We start from the raw sequence: 23203 nt of genomic DNA, 5'->3' as shown, positions 1-23203 counted from the left end.
TTCGCGAGGCACGTAGGGCAGTGGCGCAATTGGTAGCGCAGCGGTCTCCAAAACCGCAGGTTGCAGGTTCGAGTCCTGTCTGCCCTGCTCCAGTCCGGGACGGTCCCCGGCACCCCCTCACCGGGGTGCCGGGAGCCGCCGCGGACACGGCGGGCCGGCAGCACCGCGCGGCACGCACGAGTCCACACAGGGAGAGCCGATGTCGCAGACCACCGCCGGCCGGGCGTCGGGCCAGCCCCCGGAGCAGGGGGCCGAGAGCCCCCGCGGCGTCTTCGGGCGCCTGTTCCTGTTCCTGCGCCAGGTCGTGGGGGAGCTCCGGAAGGTGGTCACCCCCACCCGGCACGAACTGGTCAACTACGTCTTGGTGGTCCTCGTGTTCGTCGCGTTCATGATGGTGCTCATCTCGGTCCTGGACCTCGGGTTCGGGCAGGCCGCCCTGTGGATCTTCGGGCAGGGGGACGCCGCCGGCTGATCCGGGCGGCGCACGGACCGGCGCGGCCGGCCACCGTGACCCAGCAGAGCACGACATCCACGAAAGAACGTTGAGGGAGATCCAGTGACCGAGCACGAGCTCGAAAACGGCACCGAGGCACCGGCCGAGGTCGACCAGCAGGCTCCGGAGCTGCCGGAGGCCGAGACCTCTGTGCAGGAGGACGACTTCGCCGCCGCCCACGAGCCGGACGACGTCCCGACGGCTCCGGCCGTCGACGAGGCTCTCGCCGGACCGCCCGTCGACGAGGCCCCCGCGGCCGAGGAGACTCCCGCCGAGGAGACCCCGGCCGCCGACGAGGCTCCGGTCGCCGAGGAGGCTCCCGCGGCGGAGGACGAGGTGCCCGCCGTGGACCCCGTCGAGGAGTTCAAGTCGACGCTGCGCCGCCAGGAGGGTGACTGGTACGTCATCCACACCTACGCCGGCTACGAGAACCGCGTGAAGACGAACCTCGAGACCCGCATCCAGTCCCTCAACATGGAGGACGACATCTTCCAGATCGAGGTGCCGATGGAGGAGGTCGTCGAGATCAAGAACGCCCAGCGCAAGATCGTGCGCCGGGTGCGGATCCCCGGCTACGTGCTGGTGCGGATGAACCTCACCGACGCCTCCTGGGGCGCGGTCCGCCACACCCCGGGCGTCACCGGCTTCGTCGGCCAGGACGCGTACAACCCCGTGCCGCTGCGCCTGGACGAGGTCTTCGAGATGCTCAACCCGGTCTTCGAGGCCCCGCAGGGCGCGGCCGGCGAGGCGGCCGCCCAGACGAGCGCGCAGCCGCAGGTCGACGTCGACTTCGAGGTCGGCGAGTCCGTCATCGTCAAGGAGGGTCCGTTCGAGACCCTCCCCGCCACGATCTCCGAGATCAAGGTGGAGTCCCAGCAGCTGGTCGTCCTCGTGTCGATCTTCGAGCGCGAGACCCCCGTCACCCTCGGCTTCAACCAGGTCTCCAAGATCTGAGCCCCGCGGGCCGCTCCGGCCCGCCCCAGTTCCCGGCCTCCGCGGTGCATGCTTCGCCGCCGGGGCCGCCCGGCCACCGCGCCACGGTGGCCACCCGCCGTCGTACGCTCCTGTGCGCCGGTACGTCCAGCAGAAGAAGGACCAGCACATGGCTCCCAAGAAGAAGAAGGTCTCCGGCCTGATCAAGCTGCAGATCCAGGCCGGCGCGGCCAACCCGGCGCCCCCCGTGGGTCCGGCCCTCGGCCAGCACGGCGTCAACATCATGGAATTCTGCAAGGCCTACAACGCGGCCACGGAGTCCCAGCGCGGCAACATCGTGCCGGTGGAGATCACGGTCTACGAGGACCGCTCGTTCACCTTCATCACGAAGACCCCGCCCGCCGCGCAGCTGATCAAGAAGGCCGCCGGCATCGCCAAGGGCTCGGGTGTCCCGCACACCCAGAAGGTCGGCAAGCTCAGCATGGACCAGGTCCGCGAGATCGCCGAGACCAAGAAGGAAGACCTCAACGCCAACGACATCGACGCCGCCGCGAAGATCATCGCCGGCACCGCCCGCTCCATGGGCATCGAGGTCGAGTGATCAGCCTCGGCTGACACCACCCACCGTTATTGACGTGGCAGGGCCGAGCGCGGCCCGCAGACCACAACTGCACAAGGAGAAGAAGCAGATGGCAAAGCGCAGCAAGGCATACCAGGCGGCCGCCGCCAAGATCGACGAGGGCACGCTGTACGCCCCGGCCGAGGCCGTGGCCCTGGCCAAGGAGCTCGACACCGCGAAGACCGACTCCACCGTGGAGGTCGTCCTCCGCCTCGGCGTCGACCCCCGCAAGGCCGACCAGATGGTCCGCGGCACCGTGAACCTGCCCAACGGCACCGGCAAGACCGCGCGCGTCGTCGTCTTCGCGACCGGCGACAAGGCCGCCGCCGCCGAGGAGGCCGGGGCGGACCACGTCGGCTCCGACGACCTGATCGCCCGCATCCAGGGCGGCTGGACCGACTTCGACGCCGCCGTGGCGACCCCGGACATGATGGGCAAGGTCGGCCGGCTCGGCAAGGTCCTCGGTCCCCGCAACCTGATGCCGAACCCCAAGACCGGCACCGTCACCATGGACGTGACCAAGGCCGTCAACGACATCAAGGGCGGCAAGATCGACTTCCGCGTCGACAAGCACTCGAACCTGCACTTCATCGTGGGCAAGACGTCCTTCGACGTGCAGAAGCTCGCGGAGAACTACGGCGCAGCCCTCGAGGAGATCCTGCGCCTGAAGCCCTCCGCGTCGAAGGGCCGCTACATCACGAAGGCGACCGTCTCGACCACGTTCGGACCGGGCATCCCGGTCGACCCGAACGCCACCGAGGTCGTCGTCGGCGCCTGACGCCGTGCACCGGAGCCCGCGGGCTCCGACGTGTGGGGGCCCGGCCGATGCGGCCGGGCCCCTTCCCGTCCTCCGGGACCACCCCTCCCACGACCCAGCAGCCGACGGGCGTCCGCCGGCGCCCACGGAACGGAGATCCCCCACGTGAGCGAGCACCCCCCAGTGCGCATCGAGCAGATGCGCATCCCCGACGAGTTCGACGACGCCGCCCAGGAGCTGCTGGGCCGTGTCGCGGAGCTCGTGCGCCGGTCCCGGCAGCACGTGTGGGGGATCTCGGACCTCACCGGTGACGCGCAGGAGCTCTACCGGGACCTGCTCGACCCCTTCGAGCGCGTGGTCGTGCTGCTCGCGTGGGCGCAGGACCGGCTCACGGGACGGGCCGAGGTCCGGATGCCCCTGGTCAGCCTCACCGACTCCGCCCACATCACCATCGACGTGGACCCCGACGTCACCTCCCAGGGCACCGGCACCGAGCTGCTGGCCGCCGCCGAGCAGCTCGCCGTCGGGGAGTCCCGCCGGCACCTGCGGATCCAGACCGAGCACCCCGGGCCCGAGGAGATCCAGGGCGACGGCAGCGTCACCGGGGTCTTCCCGGTGATCACGCCCGGGATGGTCGAGTGGGTGGACGCCGCGGACGGCTCGGGCCGGCTGCCCGTGTCCAACCGGCAGACCCGCTTCGCCCTCAGCGCCGGCTACCGGCTCGAGTCGGTGAGCGACTTCGGGGTGCTCGACGTCCCGCTGCCGCCCGAGCGGGTCGAGGCCCTGCTGCGCGAGGTCGAGGCCTCGCCGGCGCCGGAGCCGTACCGGATCCACCTCTGGAGCGGCCCGGCCCCCGAGGACCGGCTCGACGAGCTCGCGGCCCTGCACTCGCGCATGGCGACCGACTCCTTCCTGGCCCCCGTGGCCGCCGCCGAGCCCGAGCCCTGGGACGCCGAGCGCGTGCGGCGGACCGATCAGCTGCGCGCCGAGGCGGGCAACCTGTCGCTCGTGGCCGTCGCCGAGCACGAGCCCACCGGGCGGCTCGTCGGGATGACCGAGATCGTCCTGGCGGGGGAGGAGCCGCCGATCGGGATGCAGGACGAGACCGTGGTCCTGCGCGAGCACCGCCGCCGGTGGCTCGCCACCCGGCTGAAGCTGGCGAACCTGCAGCAGCTCGAGCGGCTCGCGCCGAGCGTGCGCACGGTCTACTCCTGGAGCCACAGCGGCGACGACCGGATGAGCCGGGTCAACGCGCGGCTGGGCTTCCGCGTGGCCGGGCGCAGCGGCGTGTGGGCCCGCGAGTTCCCCGCCGCCTGAGCCGCCGCCCCCGGGGCCGCTCCCGAGGGCCCGACCCCGATTTGGCCGCGGCCGGGCCCTCGGGTACGGTAAGTGGTACCAAAGACCGCCGGTCGTTGTCCCTCCTGCCCGTTCGTCCCGTTTCGGAGCGTGCGCCACGGAGGAGCAGCCGTAAGAGTTCCGCCAGGAACCGCCAGCGCAGGTGAACCAGCACAGCGAGCACGTCCCGTCCTGCACGGGCCGCGACGCCGAGCCCCGGGCATCTGCGCGGGGCTTTTTCTGTGCCCGGGCCCTTCCGGCAGCGACCGGCATCGAAGACCGGAAGGAGTACCATGGCGAACCCGGAAAAGGCAGCCGCGGTCGCCGAGTTGAAGGAACTCTTCTCCAACTCGGACGCCGCTGTCCTGACTGAGTACCGCGGCCTCACCGTGGCCCAGCTCAAGGAGCTGCGCCGCGCGCTCGGTGAGAACGCCGAATACGCCGTGGTGAAGAACACGCTGACCGCGATCGCGGCCAAGGAGCTGGGCATCGACGCGTTCGACGGCCAGCTCGCCGGCCCGAGCGCGATCGCCTTCATCTCGGGGGATCCCGTCGAGGCCGCCAAGAGCCTGCGTGACTTCGCCAAGACGAACCCGCAGCTCGTCGTCAAGGGCGGTTACCTCGAGGGCAAGGCCCTCAGCGACGCGGAGATCAAGCAGCTCGCGGACCTCGAGTCCCGCGAGGTGCTGCTGGCCAAGGTGGCCGGTGCCGCCCAGGCGGCCCTGTCCCAGGCCGCGGCCCTGTTCCAGGCGCCGCTGTCGAAGACCGTCCGCACGGCCGAGGCGCTGCGCGCCAAGGTCGAGGAGCAGGACGCCTGACCAGCATCCCCGCCGCGAGGCACATTCTCACCACGGAACCAGACCGTCCCGCGCCGACGAACCCGGCCGGGGCACACCATCGAAAAGGAGCCACAACCATGGCCAAGCTCACCACCGCTGAACTGATCGACGCGTTCAAGGAGCTCTCCCTCATCGAGCTCTCCGAGTTCGTGAAGGCCTTCGAGGAGACCTTCGACGTCACCGCCGCCGCCCCCGTGGCCGTCGCCGGTGCCGCCGCTCCGGCCGCCGCCGCCGAGGAGGCCGAGGAGCAGACCGAATTCGACGTCGTCCTCGAGGCCGCCGGCGAGAAGAAGATCCAGGTCATCAAGGAGGTCCGCGCGCTGACCTCCCTCGGCCTCAAGGAGGCCAAGGACCTCGTGGACTCGGCCCCCAAGGCCGTCCTCGAGGGCGCCAACAAGGAGGCCGCGGACAAGGCCAAGGAGGCCCTCGAGGGCGCCGGCGCCACCGTCACCCTCAAGTAGGACCCCGGACGCGTTCCTTCCGCGAACGCTCCTGCGAGGCCCCGGACGCACGGCGTCCGGGGCCTCGTGCCGTGCCCGGCCGGTCTGTGGGAGACTGGAGGGACAACCACATCGGCCGCCCACGCGCAGCGGGAGAGTCCGACGTCGTCCGCGTCCCGGGCGGCGGGCGGCGCCGAAGGAGCAAATCCTCCCCGGGAATCTCTCAGGCCCCAGTACCGCTGCGAGCAGGCCACTCTGAAGAGGTCCTCCGGCCCCGCCACCGGCCCGGACGGGAGGCCACCGACGGTGCAGGCCGGCCCGCAGCGGCCGGTGAAAACTCTCAGGTCAGGGACAGAGCGGGGAGGTCGGACGGGCCCCACGGGGCCTCGAACCACGAGGAGCTGACCTTGTCCTTCCTGCCACGCCACCTCGGACCGGACGCCGCCGAGACCCGGAGCATGCTCCAGGCCGTCGGCGCCGCCGATCTCGACGAGCTCGTCGCCCGCGCGGTCCCCGCCGGCATCGCCTCGCACGAACCCCTGCGGCTGCCCGCCCCGATGTCGGAGCACGAGGCGCTCACGGCCCTGCGCCGGGTCGCCGCGAAGAACCGCGTGATGACCCAGATGATCGGGCAGGGCTACGCGGACACCGTCACCCCGCCGGCGCTGCGCCGCAACATCCTCGAGAACCCCGCCTGGTACACCTCCTACACCCCGTACCAGCCCGAGATCTCCCAGGGGCGCCTCGAGGCGCTGCTGACGTTCCAGAACGCCGTCATGGACCTCACCGGTCTCGACCTGGCGAACGCCTCCCTCCTGGACGAGGCCACGGCGGTGGCCGAGGCCGTGCTCATGATGCGCCGGGCCAACCGGAAGGCCACGAGCCGGCGCGTCGTCGTGGACTCCCGGACGCTCCCGCAGACCCTCGCCGTGCTGGGCGGGCGCTGCCGCGCCGTGGGCATCGAGCTGGTCGTCGCCGACCTCGCCGAGGGGCTGCCCGAGGGCGACCTCTTCGGCGTCGTCCTGACCCAGGTGGGCGTCGACGGGGAGGTCGTCCCCCTCGCCGGGACCGCCGAGGAGGCGCACGCGCGGGGTGCGCTCGTGGCCGTGGCCACCGATCTGCTGGCCCTGACGCTGCTGCGCTCCCCCGGGGAGCAGGGGGCGGACATCGCCGTGGGCTCCGCCCAGCGCTTCGGGGTGCCCCTGTTCTTCGGCGGCCCCCACGCCGCGTTCCTGGCCTGCCGCAAGGGTCTCGAGCGGAACCTGCCGGGCCGCCTGGTGGGCGTCTCGACCGACTCCTCCGGCCGGCCCGCCTACCGGCTGGCCCTGCAGACCCGCGAGCAGCACATCCGCCGGGAGAAGGCCACCTCCAACATCTGCACCGCCCAGGCGCTGCTGGCCATCGTGGCCGGGGCCTACGCCGCCTACCACGGCCCGGAGGGGCTGCGCGCCATCGCCGAGCGAGTGCACGGGCTGGCGGCACGCCTGGCCGCCGGGCTCGCCGCCGCCGGCGTCCGCGTGGTGCACGACCGGTTCTTCGACACCGTGCTGGCCGAGGTCCCCGGCCGCGCCGACGCCGTCGTGGCGGCGGCCGCGGAGCGCGGGATCAACGTGCGCCGGGCCGACGCCGACCACGTGTCCGTGTCGGTGGGGGAGCCCCACGACGAGCGGGACGTGGACGCCGTGCTCGCCGCCTTCGGCGCGGCGGCCACGGAGGGCGGCGGCGCGGGCGCCGCCTGGGAGCTCCCGGCCGAGCTGCTGCGCACCGACTCCTACCTGACCCACCCGGTGTTCACCCTGCACCGCTCGGAGACCGCGATGATGCGCTGGCTGCGCTCCCTCGCGGACAAGGACCTGGCCCTCGACCGGACCATGATCCCGCTCGGCTCCTGCACCATGAAGCTCAACGCCGCCGCGGAGATGGAGCCCATCAGCTGGCCCGAGTTCGCCTCGGTCCACCCGCTGGCCCCCGAGGACCAGACCCTCGGCTGGCGCGAGCTCATCGCCCAGCTCGAGTCCTGGCTCACGGAGATCACCGGCTACGCCGCGGTCTCTGTCCAGCCCAACGCGGGGTCCCAGGGCGAGCTCGCCGGGCTGCTCGCGATCCGCCGCTACCACCTCTCCCGGGGCGACCGGCAGCGCACGACGATCCTCATCCCCTCCTCGGCCCACGGCACCAACGCCGCCTCCGCCGTGCTCGCCGACCTCAAGGTCGTGGTCGTGGCCACCGCCGGGGACGGCTCCGTGGACATGGAGGACCTCGCCGCGAAGATCCGGACCGTGGGGGAGGAGCTCGCGGGCATCATGGTCACCTACCCCTCGACGCACGGCGTGTTCGAGGAGCAGATCACCGCCGTGTGCGCCGCCGTGCACGACGCGGGGGGCCAGGTCTACGTGGACGGCGCCAACCTCAACGCCCTCATGGGCCTCGCCCGGCCGGGCCGCTTCGGCGGGGACGTCTCCCACCTGAACCTGCACAAGACCTTCTGCATCCCGCACGGCGGCGGGGGGCCGGGCGTGGGGCCCGTGGCCGTCGCGGAGCACCTCGTGCCGTTCCTGCCCGGGGACCCCGGCGACGTGGACGGCGGGGAGGACTCCTTCCCCGTGTCCCAGGCCCGCTACGGCTCGGCCGGGGTGCTGCCGATCTCCTGGATGTACATCGCCATGACCGGCGCGGAGGGGCTCACGGCGTCGTCGCGCACCGCGATCCTCAGCGCGAACTACGTCTCCGCCCGGCTCGCCGACGTCTTCCCGACCCTCTACACCGGCCCCGGCGGGTTCGTGGCCCACGAGTGCATCCTCGACCTCCGCGCGCTCACGAAGGCCTCCGGGGTGACCGCGGAGGACGTGTGCAAGCGGCTCGTCGACTACGGCTTCCACGCGCCCACCCTCGCGTTCCCCGTCGCGGGCACGCTGATGGTCGAGCCCACGGAGTCCGAGAACCTCGCGGAGCTGGACCGGTTCGTGGCCGCGATGCGCGCGATCCACGCGGAGATGACCGCCGTGGCGGAGGGGGAGGTGGCGCTCGAGGACTCCGTCCTGCGCCACGCCCCGCACACCGCGGAGGTGCTCACGGCCGACGAGTGGCACCGGGCCTACCCCCGGTCCCGGGCCGCCTACCCGCTGCCCGAGCTGCGCCTGGCCAAGTACTGGCCGCCCGTGGGCCGGGTGGAGAACGCCGCCGGTGACCGCAACCTCGTCTGCAGCTGCCCGCCGATCGAGGCGTTCGCGGCGGCCGGCCCGGAGCCCGCCGCCGAGACCGTGGCGAGCGGCACCGTGGAGGCCGGCCGCTGAGTCCGTGGGCCGGGCGCCCCCAGGGGCCCTGAGACCCGGCACACGAAATTTCCCATCCTACGAGCGGTGGACGTCCGCGTCCACCGCTCGTGTGGACAGAGTCGCGGTTCGGGCCTATGCTGGATCTTTGCGTTGTCCCTCATTCTGCGTGCCTTCATATAGCGGTGGGCGCCCCCGGGGAGCGAACCAGCATCGTCAGTCCGCTGGCCCTCGCACACCCGTATCCCCGATTCGGGAACTGCGCGATTCAACTGCAGGTCTGTGGAAGGAATCCATCTTGGTCGCCTCGAGCACCGATTCGAACGTAACCGCTAACCGACCGGCCGACGGGGACGTCCCGCGCCGCATCTCCTTCGCCAAGATCCATGAACCGCTGGACGTGCCGAACCTGCTGGCCCTCCAGACGGACAGCTTCGACCGTCTCGTGGGCAACGAGCGGTGGCAGGCCCGCGTCCAGCAGGCCATCGAGACCGGGGAGCAGGGCATCGCCCGCACCTCCGGCCTGTCCGACATCTTCGAGGAGATCTCCCCGATCGAGGACTTCCAGGGCACCATGTCCCTGTCCTTCTCGGAGCCGGAGTTCTACGACCCGAAGTACACCATGGACGAGTGCAAGGACCGGGACGCCACCTACTCGGCGCCCCTGTACGTCAAGGCCGAGTTCATGAACAACAACACGGGCGAGATCAAGCAGCAGACCGTGTTCATGGGCGACTTCCCGCTGATGACCGAGAAGGGCACCTTCGTCATCAACGGCACCGAGCGTGTCGTCGTCTCCCAGCTCGTCCGCTCGCCGGGCGCGTACTTCGAGCGCGGCCAGGACCGCACCTCGGACAAGGACATCTACTCCGCGAAGATCATCCCGTCCCGCGGCGCCTGGTTCGAGCTCGAGATCGACAAGCGCGACCAGGTGGGCGTGCGCCTCGACCGCAAGCGCAAGCAGTCGGTGACCGTGCTGCTCAAGGCCCTCGGCTGGAGCGAGTCCCGCATCCTCGAGGAGTTCGGGGAGTTCGACTCCATCCGGGCGACCCTCGAGAAGGACACCGTCGAGTCCCGCGAGGACGCGCTGCTGGACATCTACCGCAAGCTGCGCCCGGGGGAGCCGCCCACGGTCGACGCCGCGCAGGCGCTGCTGGACAACATGTACTTCAACTCCAAGCGCTACGACCTCGCGAAGGTGGGCCGCTACAAGATCAACCGCAAGCTCGGCCTCGACAAGGCGTTCGAGGACGAGGACGCGTCCGTGCTCTCGGTCGACGACATCGTCGCGATGATCCGCTACCTCGTGACCCTGCACGCCGGCGGCGGCACCATGAAGGGCGTGCGCGACGGCGAGCCCCGCGAGGTCGTCGTGGACGTCGACGACATCGACCACTTCGGCAACCGGCGCATCCGCGCGGTGGGCGAGCTGATCGAGAACCAGATCCGCACCGGCCTGTCCCGGATGGAGCGCGTGGTGCGCGAGCGCATGACCACCCAGGACGTCGAGGCGATCACCCCGCAGACCCTGATCAACATCCGTCCCGTCGTGGCGGCGATCAAGGAGTTCTTCGGCACCTCGCAGCTCTCGCAGTTCATGGACCAGAACAACCCGCTCGCGGGCCTGACCCACAAGCGCCGCCTGTCCGCGCTCGGCCCCGGGGGTCTCTCCCGCGACCGCGCCGGCATGGAGGTCCGTGACGTCCACCCGTCGCACTACGGCCGCATGTGCCCCATCGAGACCCCTGAGGGCTCCAACATCGGCCTCATCGGCTCGCTGGCGACCTACGGGCGGATCAACCCGTTCGGCTTCATCGAGACGCCGTACCGCAAGGTCGTCGACGGCCTCGTGACCGACGACGTCGAGTACCTCACCGCCGACGACGAGCGCGGCGTCACGATCGCCCAGGCCAACGCCCCGCTGAACCTGGACAACCGGTTCGCCGAGGACGCCGTGCTCGCGCGCGCCGCCGACGGCTCGGGCGAGGCCGTGCTGGTCGACCCGACCGCCGTGCAGTTCATGGACGTGTCCCCGCGCCAGATGGTGTCCGTGGCGACCGCCCTCATCCCGTACCTCGAGCACGACGACGCCAACCGTGCGCTCATGGGCGCCAACATGCAGCGCCAGGCCGTGCCGCTGCTCGAGTCCGAGGCCCCGCTCGTGGGCACCGGCATGGAGCGCTACGCGGCCCTGGACGCCGGCGACTCCGTGCTGGCGCGCAAGGCGGGCGTGGTCGAGGAGGTCTCGGCGAACCTCGTGCGCGTGCTCAACGACGACGGGACGACCACGGTCTACCCGATCAACAAGTTCACGCGCTCGAACCCGGGCAACACGTACAACCAGCGGGTCATCGTGTCCGAGGGCGAGCGCGTCGAGGAGCGCTCGGTCATCGCCGACGGCCCCTCGACGGACCAGGGCGAGCTGGCCCTGGGCAAGAACCTGCTGGTCGCCTACATGTCCTGGGAGGGCCTCAACTACGAGGACGCGATCATCCTCTCCCAGCGCATGGTCTCGGAGGACGTGCTCACCTCGATCCACATCGAGGAGCACGAGATCGACGCCCGCGACACGAAGCTGGGCGCCGAGGAGATCACCCGGGACATCCCGAACGTGTCCGAGGAGGTGCTGTCCGCCCTCGACGAGCGCGGCATCATCCACATCGGCGCGGAGGTCCAGGCCGGCGACATCCTCGTGGGCAAGGTCACCCCGAAGGGCGAGACCGAGCTGACCCCTGAGGAGCGCCTGCTGCGCGCGATCTTCGGGGAGAAGTCCCGCGAGGTGCGCGACACGTCCCTGAAGGTGCCCCACGGCGAGTCCGGCACCGTCATCGGCGTGCGCGTCTTCGACCGCGACGACGAGGACGACGACCTGCCCGCGGGCGTCAACCAGGTGGTCCGGGTGTACGTGGCGCAGAAGCGCAAGATCACGGACGGCGACAAGCTCGCCGGCCGCCACGGCAACAAGGGCGTCATCTCGAAGATCCTGCCGCTGGAGGACATGCCGTTCCTCGAGGACGGGACCCCCGTGGACATCATCCTCAACCCGCTGGGCGTGCCCGGCCGCATGAACCTCGGGCAGGTCCTCGAGGTGCACACCGGCTGGCTCGCCAAGCAGGGCTGGAACATCGAGGGCGACCCCGAGTGGCTCGACCGGCTGCCGAACTTCCCGAAGCAGTCCGGCCCCACCAACGTCGCCACCCCGGTGTTCGACGGCGCGCGCGAGGAGGAGATCTTCGACCTCCTCGACCACACCAACCCGACGCGCGACGGCGTGCGCCTGATCGACCGGTCCGGCAAGGCCCGGCTGTTCGACGGCCGCTCCGGCGAGCCGTTCCCGGACCCGGTGTCGGTGGGCTACCAGTACATCCTGAAGCTGCACCACCTCGTGGACGACAAGATCCACGCGCGCTCGACCGGTCCGTACTCCATGATCACCCAGCAGCCGCTGGGCGGTAAGGCGCAGTTCGGCGGTCAGCGCTTCGGCGAGATGGAGGTCTGGGCGCTCGAGGCGTACGGCGCCGCCTACACGCTGCAGGAGCTGCTGACGGTCAAGTCCGACGACGTCCACGGGCGCGTGAAGGTCTACGAGGCCATCGTGAAGGGCGAGAACATCCCGGAGCCGGGTGTCCCCGAGTCCTTCAAGGTCCTCATCAAGGAGATGCAGTCGCTGTGCCTGAACGTCGAGGTGCTCTCGGCGGACGGCAACACCATCGAGATGCGCGATTCGGATGACGAGGTCTTCCGGGCGGCCGAGGAACTGGGCATCGATCTCTCGCACTCCGAGCCCAGCTCGGTCGAAGAGGTCTGATCCCCCTCGTTCCACCCGACGAGACGTCAACTTTTCCAGAGAAAGAGATAAAGGACCCTCATGTCCAACGAATCTTCACTAGGCCTCATGCGGATCGGTCTTGCGACCGCGGAGGACATCCGGACCTGGTCCTACGGCGAGGTCAAGAAGCCGGAGACCATCAACTACCGCACGCTCAAGCCCGAGAAGGACGGCCTGTTCTGCGAGAAGATCTTCGGTCCCACCCGGGACTGGGAGTGCTACTGCGGCAAGTACAAGCGCGTGCGCTACAAGGGCATCATCTGCGAGCGCTGCGGCGTGGAGGTCACCCGGGCCAAGGTGCGCCGTGAGCGCATGGGCCACATCGAGCTCGCCGCTCCTGTGACCCACATCTGGTACTTCAAGGGCGTCCCCTCGCGGCTGGGCTACCTGCTGGACCTCGCCCCGAAGGACCTGGAGAAGGTCATCTACTTCGCGGCGTACATGATCACGTCGGTGGACGAGGACGCTCGCCACGACGACCTGCCGAACCTGCAGGCGGCCGTGGACCGCGAGAAGGCGCAGATGGAGTCCACCCGCGACTCCGACATCGCCGCGATCGCCCGTGACCTGGAGACCGAGCTCGGCCGGGTCGAGGAGGAGGGCGGCAAGGCCGCGGAGAAGCGCAAGCTCCGCGACTCCGCCGACCGCCAGATGGCCAACGTGCGCAAGCGCGCCAACCTGGAGATCGACCGGCTCGAGCAGGTCTGGGACCGCTTCAAGAACCTCAAGGTCAACGACCTCGAGGGCGACGAGGCGCTCTACCGCGTCATGGTGGACCGCTACGGCATGTACTTCGAGGGCTCGATGGGCGCCGAGGCGATCAAGAAGCGCCTCGAGACCTTCGACCTCGAGGCCGAGGCCGAGTCCCTGCGGGAGACCATCGCCACCGGCAAGGGCCAGCGCAAGACCCGTGCCCTGAAGCGGCTCAAGGTCGTCAACGCGTTCCTGACGACGGACAACTCCCCGCTGGGCATGGTCCTGGACGCCGTCCCGGTGATCCCGCCGGAGCTGCGGCCGATGGTCCAGCTCGACGGCGGCCGCTTCGCCACGTCGGACCTCAACGACCTCTACCGGCGCGTGATCAACCGCAACAACCGGCTCAAGCGCCTGCTGGACCTGGGCGCCCCGGAGATCATCGTCAACAACGAGAAGCGGATGCTGCAGGAGGCCGTGGACTCGCTGTTCGACAACGGCCGCCGCGGCCGCCCGGTCACCGGGCCGGGCAACCGTGCGCTGAAGTCGCTGTCCGACATGCTCAAGGGCAAGCAGGGCCGGTTCCGGCAGAACCTGCTCGGCAAGCGCGTCGACTACTCCGGCCGCTCGGTCATCGTGGTGGGCCCGCAGCTGAAGCTGCACCAGTGCGGTCTGCCCAAGCAGATGGCGCTGGAGCTGTTCAAGCCGTTCGTGATGAAGCGGCTCGTGGACCTCAACCACGCGCAGAACATCAAGTCGGCCAAGCGCATGGTCGAGCGCTACCGCCCCCAGGTGTGGGACGTGCTCGAGGAGGTCATCACGGAGCACCCCGTGCTGCTCAACCGTGCGCCCACCCTGCACCGTCTGGGCATCCAGGCGTTCGAGCCGCAGCTCGTCGAGGGCAAGGCCATCCAGCTCCACCCGCTCGTGTGCGGCGCGTTCAACGCCGACTTCGACGGCGACCAGATGGCGGTGCACCTGCCCCTGTCCCCGGAGGCCCAGGCCGAGGCGCGCATCCTGATGCTGTCCTCGAACAACATCCTGAAGCCCTCGGACGGCAAGCCGATCGCCCTGCCCTCCCAGGACATGATCATCGGGCTGTACCACCTCACGACCGTCCGCGAGGGCGAGGAGGGGGAGGGCCGCTCGTTCTCCTCGGTGGCCGAGGCGATCATGGCCCACGACGCCGGGAAGCTGCACCTGAACGCGCTGTGCCGGATCGAGCTGGACGACTTCGTGCCGTTCGAGGGCTGGGAGGCCCCCGAGGGCTGGGAGCCCGGTCAGCCCGTGCTCGTGCAGACCACGCTGGGCCGCGTGCTGTTCAACGAGACGCTGCCCGAGGACTACCCCTGGGACGAGGCCGTCGCGGACAAGAAGCACCTGTCCGCGCTGGTCAACGATCTCGCGGAGCGGTACCCGATGGTGACCGTGGCGCACACGCTGGACGAGCTCAAGGACGCCGGGTTCCACTGGGCGGCCCGCTCGGGCGTGACCGTGGCGATCTCGGACATCGCGACCCCGCCGGAGAAGCCCGCCATCATGGAGGGCTACGAGGCGCAGGCCGCGAAGATCCAGGGCCAGTACGACCGCGGTCTGATCGACGACGACGAGCGCCGCTCGGAGCTCATCGACATCTGGACCAAGGCCACGGACGAGGTCGCCCAGGCCATGCAGGCGAACCTCTCCCCGCTGAACACCATCAACCGCATGGTGTCCTCCGGTGCCCGAGGCAACTGGATGCAGGTCCGCCAGATCGCCGGCATCCGCGGGCTCGTGTCCAACCCCAAGGGCGAGATCATGCCCCGCCCGATCAAGTCCTCCTACCGCGAGGGCCTGTCGGTGCTGGAGTACTTCATCGCGACCCACGGCGCCCGCAAGGGCCTGGCCGACACCGCGCTGCGCACGGCGAACTCGGGCTACCTGACCCGTCGTCTCGTGGACGTCTCCCAGGACGTCATCGTGCGGGAGGCGGACTGCATGACGGAGCGCGGCCTGAACCTGCCGCTCGCCGACGTGCAGGAGACCGGTGCCCGCGTGCTGCACGAGGACATCGAGAACACCGTGCACGGCCGCGTGCTCGCGGTGGACGTGGTGGACGCCAACGGCGAGATCCTGGCCGAGGCCGGCACGGACCTCTCCGACCAGCTCATCAGCGCCCTCTTCGCCGGCGGGGCCGACACGGTGCGCGTGCGCTCCGTGCTGACCTGCGAGTCGGCGGTGGGCGTGTGCGCGGCGTGCTACGGCCGCTCGCTGGCCTCCAACCAGCTCGTGGACATCGGCGAGGCCGTGGGCATCATCGCCGCGCAGTCGATCGGCGAGCCGGGCACGCAGCTCACGATGCGCACCTTCCACACGGGTGGCGTGGCGTCCTCGGACGGCGACATCACCCAGGGTCTGCCCCGTATCCAGGAGCTCTTCGAGGCCCGCACGCCCAAGGGTGTCGCGCCGATCTCGGAGGTCGCCGGGCGGGTCAGCATCGAGGACACCGAGAAGGCCCTCAAGCTCGTCGTGACCCCGGACAACGGGGACGAGGCGATCGGGTACCCGGTGCTGCGCCGCGCCAAGCTGCTCGTGACCGAGGGCGACCACGTCGAGGTCGGCCAGCAGCTGGTCTCGGGCGCCGTCGACCCCAAGGAGGTGCTGCGCATCCGCGGTCCGCGGCAGGCGCAGAAGCACCTCGTGGACGAGGTGCAGCGCGTGTACCGCTCCCAGGGCGTGGGCATCCACGACAAGCACGTGGAGGTCATCGTGCGGCAGATGCTGCGGCGCGTGACGATCATCGAGTCCGGCGAGACCGACCTGCTGCCGGGCGAGCTCGTCGAGAACGTCCGCTTCCTGGAGGCCAACCGCAGGGCCGTGGCCGAGAGCAACCGTCCGGCCGCCGGCCGGCCGGAGCTGATGGGCATCACGAAGGCCTCGCTGGCCACCGACTCGTGGCTGTCGGCCGCGTCCTTCCAGGAGACCACCCGCGTGCTCACGCAGGCGGCCATGGAGGGCAAGTCCGACCCGCTGGTGGGCCTCAAGGAGAACGTGATCATCGGCAAGCTGATCCCGGCCGGCACCGGGCTCGCGCGGTACAACAACATCGACGTGGAGCCGACGGACGAGGCGAAGGCCTCGCTGTTCACGGAGCCGGGCTCGTTCTCGGACTTCAGCTACGCGGAGGAGAACTCCTCGCCCGCCGAGTTCCAGGCGATCCCGCTGGACGACTACGACTTCGGCTCCAACTGAGGTCGGCGTCCCCCGAGGACGAGATCACGCTCGTGATCACCACGGCAGCCCCGCTCCGGAAGACGCGTCTTCCGGGGCGGGGCTGCCGCCGTATCCACGGCGGGCCACGACGCGCGGCCACGCCGCACCACACCACGCCGCAGCACCATGAAGCACCACCACGACGCAGGACCATGACGGGCGGCCACGACGCACGACCAGGGACCAGGAAGGGGCCTCAGGAGGAACCATGGCGAACTCACCCACCGGGGAGTCCGTGCTCGAGCGGGCGGACCGGATCCTCGCGGCGTTCACCGCCGAGAACTCCCGGCTGACGGGGGGCCGGATCGCCGCCCTCACCGGCCTGCCCACCGCCACGGCGCACCGGCTGGCCCGGGACATGGCCCGCCAGGGCTGGCTCGAGCGGGTGGAGGGCGGGCACTACGTGGTCGGCACCCGGCTGTGGGAGCTGGCCAACCGCTCCTCGCGCGAGCTCGGGCTGGCGCGCGCCGCCCGCCCGTTCATGGGGGACATCCACGCGGTCCTGCGCCAGCACGTGCAGCTCGGCATCGTGGAGGGCCGCGAGGTGCTGCTCGTGGAACGGCTCTCGCACCCCCGGGCGGTGCCCGTCCGGTCGGAGGTGGCGGGCCGGCTGCCCCTGCACCTCTCGGCCACGGGTCTCGTCCTGCTCGCGCACGCCCCGCAGGAGTACCGGGAGGAGTACCTGCAGGGCCCCCTCGCCGCGTTCACCGAGCTCTCCCCGACGGACCCCGGGGTGCTGGCCGCGGAGCTCGAGCGGATCCGCGGCGCGGGCCACGCCCTGCAGACCGGCTATCTCGAGGCGGGCACGGCGGGCATCGCCGTGCCCGTGCGGGGGCGCGGCGACCAGGTGGTGGCGGGCCTGGGCGTCATCACCCCCGCGGGCGATCCCGCCGCGCGGGCCGGGGCGATCGTCCAGGCGCTGCACACCGCCGCGCACGGCATCCGCCGGACGCTGCGGGACGCCTCCCGCTGAGCCGCACGCCGCGCCCGCCGTTGCCCCCGTCCCGTTCAACGGGACGTCTGTGGTGCCGACCACAGGCCGCTGGGAGACTGGTCACGATTCCCGTCGTATCACCAGGAGCACTCATGAGCGCACAGCGCACCGTTCTCAGCACACAGGTCGGCATCGTCGGCGGCGGCCCGGCCGGGCTGATGCTGGCCCACCTGCTCGGCCGTGCCGGCATCGACAGCATCGTCGTCGAGAAGCGCGACAAGGACACCATCCACGCGACCCACCGGGCCGGCATCCTCGAGGCCCCGACCGTGCGGATGCTGGTCGACGAGGGGGTCGACGGGCGGGTGCTCACGGAGGGTCACGAGCACGAGGGCACCGTGCTGCGCTTCCAGGGCGAGAGCCACCGCATCGACTTCAAGAAGCTCGTCGGCGAGTCCGTGTGGCTCTATCCGCAGAACGAGGTGTTCCTGGACCTGGCCGACGCCCGGGAGCGCGACGGCGGGGACGTCCGCTGGTCGGTCACCGACACGGAGGTCCTGGACCTGACCACCGACCGGCCGGCGATCCGCTTCACCGACGCCGCGGGCGAGGACTTCGAGATCCGCTGCGAGATGCTCGTGGGCGCCGACGGTTCGCAGAGCATCTGCCGCCGCGCGATCCCCGAGCAGGAGCGCACGGACAACTTCATCGAGTACCCCTTCGCCTGGTTCGGGATCCTCGCCGAGGCCCCGCCGAGCGCCCCGGAGCTCATCTACGCGAACTCCGAGCACGGCTTCGCCCTCGTCTCCCAGCGCAGCGACACCGTCCAGCGCATGTACTTCCAGTGCGACCCGGAGGAGGACGTCGACGACTGGGACGACGAGCGGATCTGGGCCGAGCTCCAGCGCCGCGTCGAGGGCCCCGACGGCCTCCGGCTCCAGGAGGGGCCCATCTTCGACAAGACGGTGCTGAAGTTCCGCTCCTACGTCTGTGAGCCCCTGCGCCACGGCAACCTGTTCCTCGTGGGCGACGCCGGCCACACCGTGCCCCCGACCGGGGCCAAGGGCCTGAACCTCGCGTTCTGCGACGTCCGCGTGCTCGCCCCGGCGCTCGTGGAGTTCTTCCGCTCCGGCGACGGCACCGGGCTGGCCGGGTACTCGGCCACGGCGCTCGAGCGCGTGTGGAAGGCGCAGAACTTCTCCTACTGGGCCACCCAGCTCATGCACACCCAGCCGGGGGAGAACCCCTTCCACCAGAAGCGCCGGCACGGCGAGTTCACGGCGATCACCGGCTCCGAGCGCGGGGCCGCCTACTTCGCGGAGTCCTACACGGGCTGGCCCGACGACCGCTGACCACCGGGTCCGCCGACTGTGACCCCACAATAAGTTCGCACAACGAACACATGTGCGAATGCTGCACCGATTGCGCTAGCCTCGGCAGAGTTCTCCGCGGAGGCACCGACCACCGCGGGCGCGACGCCCACCGGTGCGGCAGCCACCTCGCGACAAAGGAGTTGAACCATGACCGACCAGGACCAGGGGCCGGAGGAGTCCTTCGTGCACCTCACCCCGAAGGGACCCGACGACGCGGCGGACACGCAGTCCGACCTCGACCGCGAGATGGCGCGGATCAGTGAGGACTACACGGCGTCGGGGCGCACCGAGACGCAGCCGCGACTGGACTACGCGCCCTACCGCAGCTCGATCCTGCGGCACCCCACCAAGGACCTGCACCACGCGGACCCCGAGACCATCGAGCTGCACGCGCCCGCCTTCGGCGAGCGGGACGTGCACCGGCTCGAGTCGGACCTGACCATCCAGTCGGGCGGGGAGCCCATCGGCGAGCGGATCAAGATCCGCGGCCGGGTTCTCGACGGCGACGGCCGGCCCGTGCGGAACCAGCTCGTGGAGATCTGGCAGGCCAACGCGGCCGGGCGCTACATCCACAAGCGCGACCAGCACCCCGCGCCCATCGACCCGAACTTCACGGGCGTGGGACGGTGCCTGACCGGTGACGACGGCTCCTACGAGTTCGTCACCATCAAGCCCGGGCCGTACCCCTGGAAGAACCACCACAACGCCTGGCGGCCCGCGCACGTGCACTTCTCGCTGTTCGGCACGGACTTCACCCAGCGGATGATCACCCAGATGTACTTCCCCTCCGACCCGCTGTTCGCGCTGGACCCGATCTTCCAGTCCATCGTGGACCCGAAGGCCCGCCAGCGGCTCGTGGCCGAGTACGACCACGACGCCTCCGAGCACGAGTGGCTGCTCGGCTACACGTGGGACATCGTGCTCAGCGGCTCGAACCGCACCTGGACGGAAGGCGACTCCAATGTCTGAGACCCCGGCTACACCTGCGCTCCCGGCCACCCCCGGCCAGACCATCGGCCCCTTCTTCGGCTACGCGCTGCCCTACGACAAGGGCGAGCTGCTCGTGCCGCTCGGGCACCCGCAGGCGGTGCGCCTGCACGGCACGGTCACCGACGGCCACGGCGAGCACGTGCCGGACGCGATGCTCGAGATCTGGCAGGCCGACGGCAACGGGAAGGTCCCCACCGCGACCGGCTCGCTGGTGCGCGACGGCTACACCTTCACCGGCTTCGGCCGCGCGTCCGTCGACAACGAGGGCCACTACACCTTCACCACCGTCGACCCGGGCCCGACCGAGCCCGGCAAGGCGCCGTTCATCACGCTGACGATCTTCGCCCGCGGCCTGCTCAACCGGCTGTTCACCCGCATCTACCTGCCGGAGGACGCCGAGGCGCTGGCGGGCGACCCGCTCCTGGGCTCCCTGCCCGAGGACCGGCGCCGCACGCTGATCGCCGAGCGCGAGGCCGACGGCTCCCTGCGCTTCGACATCCGGATGCAGGGGGAGGACGAGACCGTCTTCCTCACGTACCCCAACCTCGAGCAGTGACCGGCCCGTGCGGGAGCACCGGACGCACCGGCCGGGGCTCCCGCACGGCGCCCGCACCACACCCCACGACGCACGACCGGACGAACCCCTCAGGAGGACGCGCATGAGCGACACCGGGCTGCTCAGCCCCGGGGCCCACCGGGGGGACGCGCACACCGACGACGCCGCGGTGCTCCAGGCGCTGCTCGACGTCGAGGCGGCCTGGGTCGCCGCGCAGGCGGACGCCGGGCTCGCCCCGCGCGGCGCCGCCGAGGCCGCCCGTGCGGCCGCCCGGGCGGGCGACTACGACGCCGCGGACATCGCCCTGCGCGCCGAGGGCGGCGGCAACCCGGTCATCCCGCTCCTCGCCGACTACCGGCGCCGGCTGGGGGAGCTCGATCCCGACGCCGTGCGCTTCGTGCACCGCGGTCTGACCAGCCAGGACGTCATGGACACCGCCATGATGCTCGTGGCCCGGCGCGCCGCCGTCCCCTTGGCGCGGCAGCTGTCCGGCACCGCGGACGCCCTGGCCCGGCTGGTGCAGACCCACCGCGGCACCGTCCAGGCCGCCCGCACCCTGACGCAGCACGCGCTGCCCACCACCTTCGGCCTCAAGGCCGCCGGCTGGCTCGCCGGGCTGCAGGACCTCGAGGAGGACCTGGCCGGGCTCGCCCGGCTGCCGGTGTCCTTCGGCGGGGCCGCCGGCACCCTCGCCGGGAGCCTCGCGCTCTTCCCGGGCGCCCCCGACGCCGCGGAGCAGGCCGTCGAGCTCGCCCGCCGCTGGGCCGACGAGCTCGGGCTGGGCATGCCGCCGCACGTGTGGCACACCAGCAGGCGACCGGTCCTGCGCACCGCCGAGACCCTCGGGGCCGTCTGCGCGGCCCTGGGCCGGATCGCCAACGACGTCCTGCTGCTCTCCCGTCCCGAGCTCGGCGAGCTGCGCGAACCGGCCGCCGAGGGACGCGGCGTGTCCTCCGCGATGCCGCAGAAGCAGAACCCGGTGCTCTCGGTGCTGATCCGGCGCACCGCCCTGACCGCGCCGCAGCTCGTGGCCCAGCTCCACCTCGCCGCCTCCCAGTACGTCGACGAGCGCCCCGACGGCGCCTGGCACACGGAGTGGCCGGCGCTGCGGGAGCTCGCCCGGCTCGCCGTCGCGGCGTCGTCGCACGCGGCCGAGCTCACGGCGGGCCTCACCGTGGACACCGCCCGGATGCGGGCCAACCTGGACGCCTCCGGGCCCGCCGTGCTCGCCGAGCGGATCAGCGCGGTCCTCGCGCCGCTGCTGCCGCCCGCCGCCGACGGCGCCACGGGCAAGCAGCGGGTCCAGGCGGTCGTGCGCGAGCACGCGACCGACCGGCAGGGCATGATCGACGCCCTCCTGGGCCTCGCCGCGGGCACGGTGCTGGCGGACGGCACCCGCGTGGACCGGGGCGTCGTGACCGGGCTGCTCGACCCCGCCGGCTACCTCGGCGCCAACGACCTGCTGATCGACCGGGTGCTCGAGCACCACCACCGGTCCGCGAACGATCCTTCGACCACCACCGGCGCACCGGCCGGGACCAGCGCCAGGAGCACCGCATGACCGTCCCCGTCCTCACCCTCGTCGAGTTCGCCGACCGGCCGGTGCCGTCCGCGCAGGCCCCGCTCCTCGTGCTCGGCCCCTCGCTCGGCACGTCCGTGACCTCGCTGTGGTCCGGCATGGCCCGGCGGCTCGCGGGCGACGTCCGGGTCCTGGGCTGGGACCTGCCCGGGCACGGGGCCTCCGCGCCCACCGGCGACCCGTTCACCGTCGCCGAGCTCGCGCAGGGGGTGCTGGCGGCCGTGGACCGCTACCGAGCGGCCGCCGGGACCGACATCGAACGACCGTTCTTCTACGCGGGGTGCTCGATCGGCGGGTGCGTGGGGCAGCAGCTGCTCTTCGACGCCCCGGACCGGCTCCGCGCCATCGCCCTCCTGGGCACCGCCGCCCGGGTGGGGGAGCCCGGTCCCTGGGCGGAGCGCGCCCGGCTCGTGGCCGCGGCCGGCACCCCCACCCAGGTCGTGGGCTCCGCCCAGCGGTGGTTCGCCCCGGGATTCATCGAGCGGGACGCGGTCACCACCACGGAGCTGCTGCACGACCTCCAGGACGCGGACCGGTTCTCCTACGCCCGGGCGTGCGAGGCCCTGGCCGCCTTCGACACGCGTGCGGACCTCGCCGCCGCGACCGTGCCCGTGCTCGCCGTGGTCGGCGCGCACGACGTCGCGACGCCGCCGGAGTCGGCGGCGGACCTCGCGGAGGCGACCGGCGGGCGCCTCGTCGTCGTCCAGGACGCCGGCCACCTGGTGCCCGCCGAGGCCCCGCAGCAGGTGGCGCGGCTGCTGGACGAGCACTTCGGGACGCAGCCCTCCCACGATTCCCAGGACCCCCACGCCTCCCACGGCCCCCACGCCTCCCACGGCCCCCACGCCTCCCACGACCCCCGAGGAGCACGAGCATGAGCAGCAACCCCCGGCGCACCGAGCAGGAGGCGCACGCGGACGGCATGGCGGTGCGCCGCGAGGTGCTCTCCGACGCCCACGTGGACCGCGCCGAGGCCGGCAAGGACGCCTTCACCGGCGAGTTCCAGGACTTCATCTCCCGCTACGCGTGGGGCGAGATCTGGACCCGGCCGGGACTGGACCGGCGGATGCGCAGCGCCGTCACCCTGACCGCGCTGATCGCCGCCGGGCACTGGGAGGAGTTCGAGATGCACGTGCGAGCCGCCCTGCGCAACGGACTGGAGCGCGACGAGATCAAGGAGATCCTGCTGCAGTCGGCGATCTACCTCTCCGTGCCCTCGGCCAACAACGCCTTCAAGCACGCGAAGCAGGTCCTCGACGCCCTCGACGCCGAGGGCGCCTGAGGCCGGCGCGCGGCACGGCCCACGCCC

Annotated in this window: 17 protein-coding genes, 1 tRNA gene and 1 riboswitch; all 18 genes read left to right on the top strand. The window is 71.5% G+C overall.

Going from position 1 to position 23203, the window contains the following annotated elements; genetic code table 11:
* Nucleotides 1-14 precede the first annotated feature (14 nt).
* A tRNA-Trp gene (locus Q0817_RS09335) sits at nucleotides 15-87 on the top strand.
* Between the two features lie 112 nt (nucleotides 88-199).
* On the top strand, nucleotides 200-472 hold the full coding sequence (secE, locus tag Q0817_RS09330; RefSeq protein WP_298586192.1) for a preprotein translocase subunit SecE: 273 nt from the start codon (nucleotides 200-202) through the stop codon (nucleotides 470-472).
* Between the two features lie 84 nt (nucleotides 473-556).
* Nucleotides 557-1447, top strand: coding sequence for a transcription termination/antitermination protein NusG (gene nusG, locus Q0817_RS09325; protein WP_298586189.1), 891 nt, complete (start codon nucleotides 557-559; stop codon nucleotides 1445-1447).
* A 148-nt stretch (nucleotides 1448-1595) separates the two neighbouring features.
* Nucleotides 1596-2027, top strand: a complete 432-nt coding sequence (gene rplK, locus Q0817_RS09320) for a 50S ribosomal protein L11 (RefSeq protein WP_298586186.1) — start codon at nucleotides 1596-1598, stop codon at nucleotides 2025-2027.
* Nucleotides 2028-2115: 88 nt separating this feature from the next.
* Nucleotides 2116-2823 carry a 50S ribosomal protein L1 gene (gene rplA / locus Q0817_RS09315; protein ID WP_298586183.1) on the top strand — a complete coding sequence of 236 codons (708 nt, stop codon included), beginning with the start codon at nucleotides 2116-2118 and terminating at the stop codon, nucleotides 2821-2823.
* Between the two features lie 144 nt (nucleotides 2824-2967).
* Nucleotides 2968-4119, top strand: coding sequence for a GNAT family N-acetyltransferase (locus Q0817_RS09310; RefSeq protein ID WP_298586180.1), 1152 nt, complete (start codon nucleotides 2968-2970; stop codon nucleotides 4117-4119).
* A gap of 311 nt (nucleotides 4120-4430) precedes the next feature.
* A complete protein-coding gene (gene rplJ, locus Q0817_RS09305; RefSeq protein WP_298586177.1) occupies nucleotides 4431-4955 on the top strand; it encodes a 50S ribosomal protein L10 in 525 nt (174 codons plus the stop codon).
* Nucleotides 4956-5053: 98 nt separating this feature from the next.
* The gene (gene rplL, locus Q0817_RS09300; protein WP_058872512.1) at nucleotides 5054-5437 is read left to right on the top strand and encodes a 50S ribosomal protein L7/L12; all 384 of its coding nucleotides are present in this window, start codon (nucleotides 5054-5056) and stop codon (nucleotides 5435-5437) included.
* A gap of 119 nt (nucleotides 5438-5556) precedes the next feature.
* Nucleotides 5557-5665: riboswitch (glycine riboswitch) on the top strand.
* Between the two features lie 158 nt (nucleotides 5666-5823).
* Complete coding sequence (gcvP, locus tag Q0817_RS09295) at nucleotides 5824-8709, top strand: aminomethyl-transferring glycine dehydrogenase (protein ID WP_298586171.1); 2886 nt, start codon at nucleotides 5824-5826, stop codon at nucleotides 8707-8709.
* Nucleotides 8710-8986: 277 nt separating this feature from the next.
* Nucleotides 8987-12496: a DNA-directed RNA polymerase subunit beta gene (locus tag Q0817_RS09290; RefSeq protein WP_298586169.1), complete on the top strand. Its 3510-nt coding sequence runs from the start codon at nucleotides 8987-8989 to the stop codon at nucleotides 12494-12496.
* 60 nt (nucleotides 12497-12556) lie between these two features.
* The gene (locus tag Q0817_RS09285) at nucleotides 12557-16441 is read left to right on the top strand and encodes a DNA-directed RNA polymerase subunit beta' (RefSeq protein ID WP_298586166.1); all 3885 of its coding nucleotides are present in this window, start codon (nucleotides 12557-12559) and stop codon (nucleotides 16439-16441) included.
* Nucleotides 16442-16670: 229 nt separating this feature from the next.
* The gene (locus Q0817_RS09280) at nucleotides 16671-17435 is read left to right on the top strand and encodes an IclR family transcriptional regulator (protein WP_298586163.1); all 765 of its coding nucleotides are present in this window, start codon (nucleotides 16671-16673) and stop codon (nucleotides 17433-17435) included.
* Between the two features lie 113 nt (nucleotides 17436-17548).
* Entirely contained in the window at nucleotides 17549-18748 is a 1200-nt protein-coding gene (locus Q0817_RS09275) for a 4-hydroxybenzoate 3-monooxygenase (protein WP_298586160.1), read from the top strand.
* A gap of 168 nt (nucleotides 18749-18916) precedes the next feature.
* Nucleotides 18917-19738 (top strand): protocatechuate 3,4-dioxygenase subunit beta, encoded by an 822-nt coding sequence (gene pcaH, locus Q0817_RS09270; protein ID WP_298586158.1) that lies wholly within the window; start codon nucleotides 18917-18919, stop codon nucleotides 19736-19738.
* Entirely contained in the window at nucleotides 19731-20315 is a 585-nt protein-coding gene (gene pcaG / locus Q0817_RS09265; protein WP_298586155.1) for a protocatechuate 3,4-dioxygenase subunit alpha, read from the top strand. The genes pcaH and pcaG overlap by 8 nt, the downstream gene beginning before the upstream one ends.
* A gap of 103 nt (nucleotides 20316-20418) precedes the next feature.
* The gene (locus tag Q0817_RS09260) at nucleotides 20419-21876 is read left to right on the top strand and encodes a lyase family protein (protein WP_298586152.1); all 1458 of its coding nucleotides are present in this window, start codon (nucleotides 20419-20421) and stop codon (nucleotides 21874-21876) included.
* Nucleotides 21873-22772, top strand: a complete 900-nt coding sequence (locus Q0817_RS09255) for an alpha/beta fold hydrolase (RefSeq protein WP_298586149.1) — start codon at nucleotides 21873-21875, stop codon at nucleotides 22770-22772. Before Q0817_RS09260 ends, Q0817_RS09255 begins: the two co-directional genes overlap by 4 nt.
* Nucleotides 22769-23176, top strand: a complete 408-nt coding sequence (pcaC, locus tag Q0817_RS09250; protein ID WP_298586146.1) for a 4-carboxymuconolactone decarboxylase — start codon at nucleotides 22769-22771, stop codon at nucleotides 23174-23176. Before Q0817_RS09255 ends, pcaC begins: the two co-directional genes overlap by 4 nt.
* Nucleotides 23177-23203 lie beyond the last annotated feature (27 nt).

The sequence above is a fragment of the uncultured Kocuria sp. genome (assembly GCF_947500125.1).
In the GTDB taxonomy this organism is placed as follows: Bacteria; Actinomycetota; Actinomycetes; order Actinomycetales; family Micrococcaceae; genus Kocuria.
Note: the sequence above shows the minus strand (reverse complement) of the source record. Positions and strands in the feature narration are given on the sequence as shown.

Excerpts from the sequence above, each read along its gene's own strand:
- rplL (WP_058872512.1), top strand. The coding sequence starts at position 5,054 with ATGGCCAAGCTCACCACCGCTGAACTGATCGACGCGTTCAAGGAGCTC.
- pcaG (WP_298586155.1), top strand. The coding sequence starts at position 19,731 with ATGTCTGAGACCCCGGCTACACCTGCGCTCCCGGCCACCCCCGGCCAG.
- rplA (WP_298586183.1), top strand. The coding sequence starts at position 2,116 with ATGGCAAAGCGCAGCAAGGCATACCAGGCGGCCGCCGCCAAGATCGAC.
- rplK (WP_298586186.1), top strand. The coding sequence starts at position 1,596 with ATGGCTCCCAAGAAGAAGAAGGTCTCCGGCCTGATCAAGCTGCAGATC.
- pcaH (WP_298586158.1), top strand. The coding sequence starts at position 18,917 with ATGACCGACCAGGACCAGGGGCCGGAGGAGTCCTTCGTGCACCTCACC.
- secE (WP_298586192.1), top strand. The coding sequence starts at position 200 with ATGTCGCAGACCACCGCCGGCCGGGCGTCGGGCCAGCCCCCGGAGCAG.
- Q0817_RS09260 (WP_298586152.1), top strand. The coding sequence starts at position 20,419 with ATGAGCGACACCGGGCTGCTCAGCCCCGGGGCCCACCGGGGGGACGCG.
- pcaC (WP_298586146.1), top strand. The coding sequence starts at position 22,769 with ATGAGCAGCAACCCCCGGCGCACCGAGCAGGAGGCGCACGCGGACGGC.
- Q0817_RS09280 (WP_298586163.1), top strand. The coding sequence starts at position 16,671 with ATGGCGAACTCACCCACCGGGGAGTCCGTGCTCGAGCGGGCGGACCGG.
- rplJ (WP_298586177.1), top strand. The coding sequence starts at position 4,431 with ATGGCGAACCCGGAAAAGGCAGCCGCGGTCGCCGAGTTGAAGGAACTC.
- Q0817_RS09285 (WP_298586166.1), top strand. The coding sequence starts at position 12,557 with ATGTCCAACGAATCTTCACTAGGCCTCATGCGGATCGGTCTTGCGACC.
- Q0817_RS09275 (WP_298586160.1), top strand. The coding sequence starts at position 17,549 with ATGAGCGCACAGCGCACCGTTCTCAGCACACAGGTCGGCATCGTCGGC.
- Q0817_RS09255 (WP_298586149.1), top strand. The coding sequence starts at position 21,873 with ATGACCGTCCCCGTCCTCACCCTCGTCGAGTTCGCCGACCGGCCGGTG.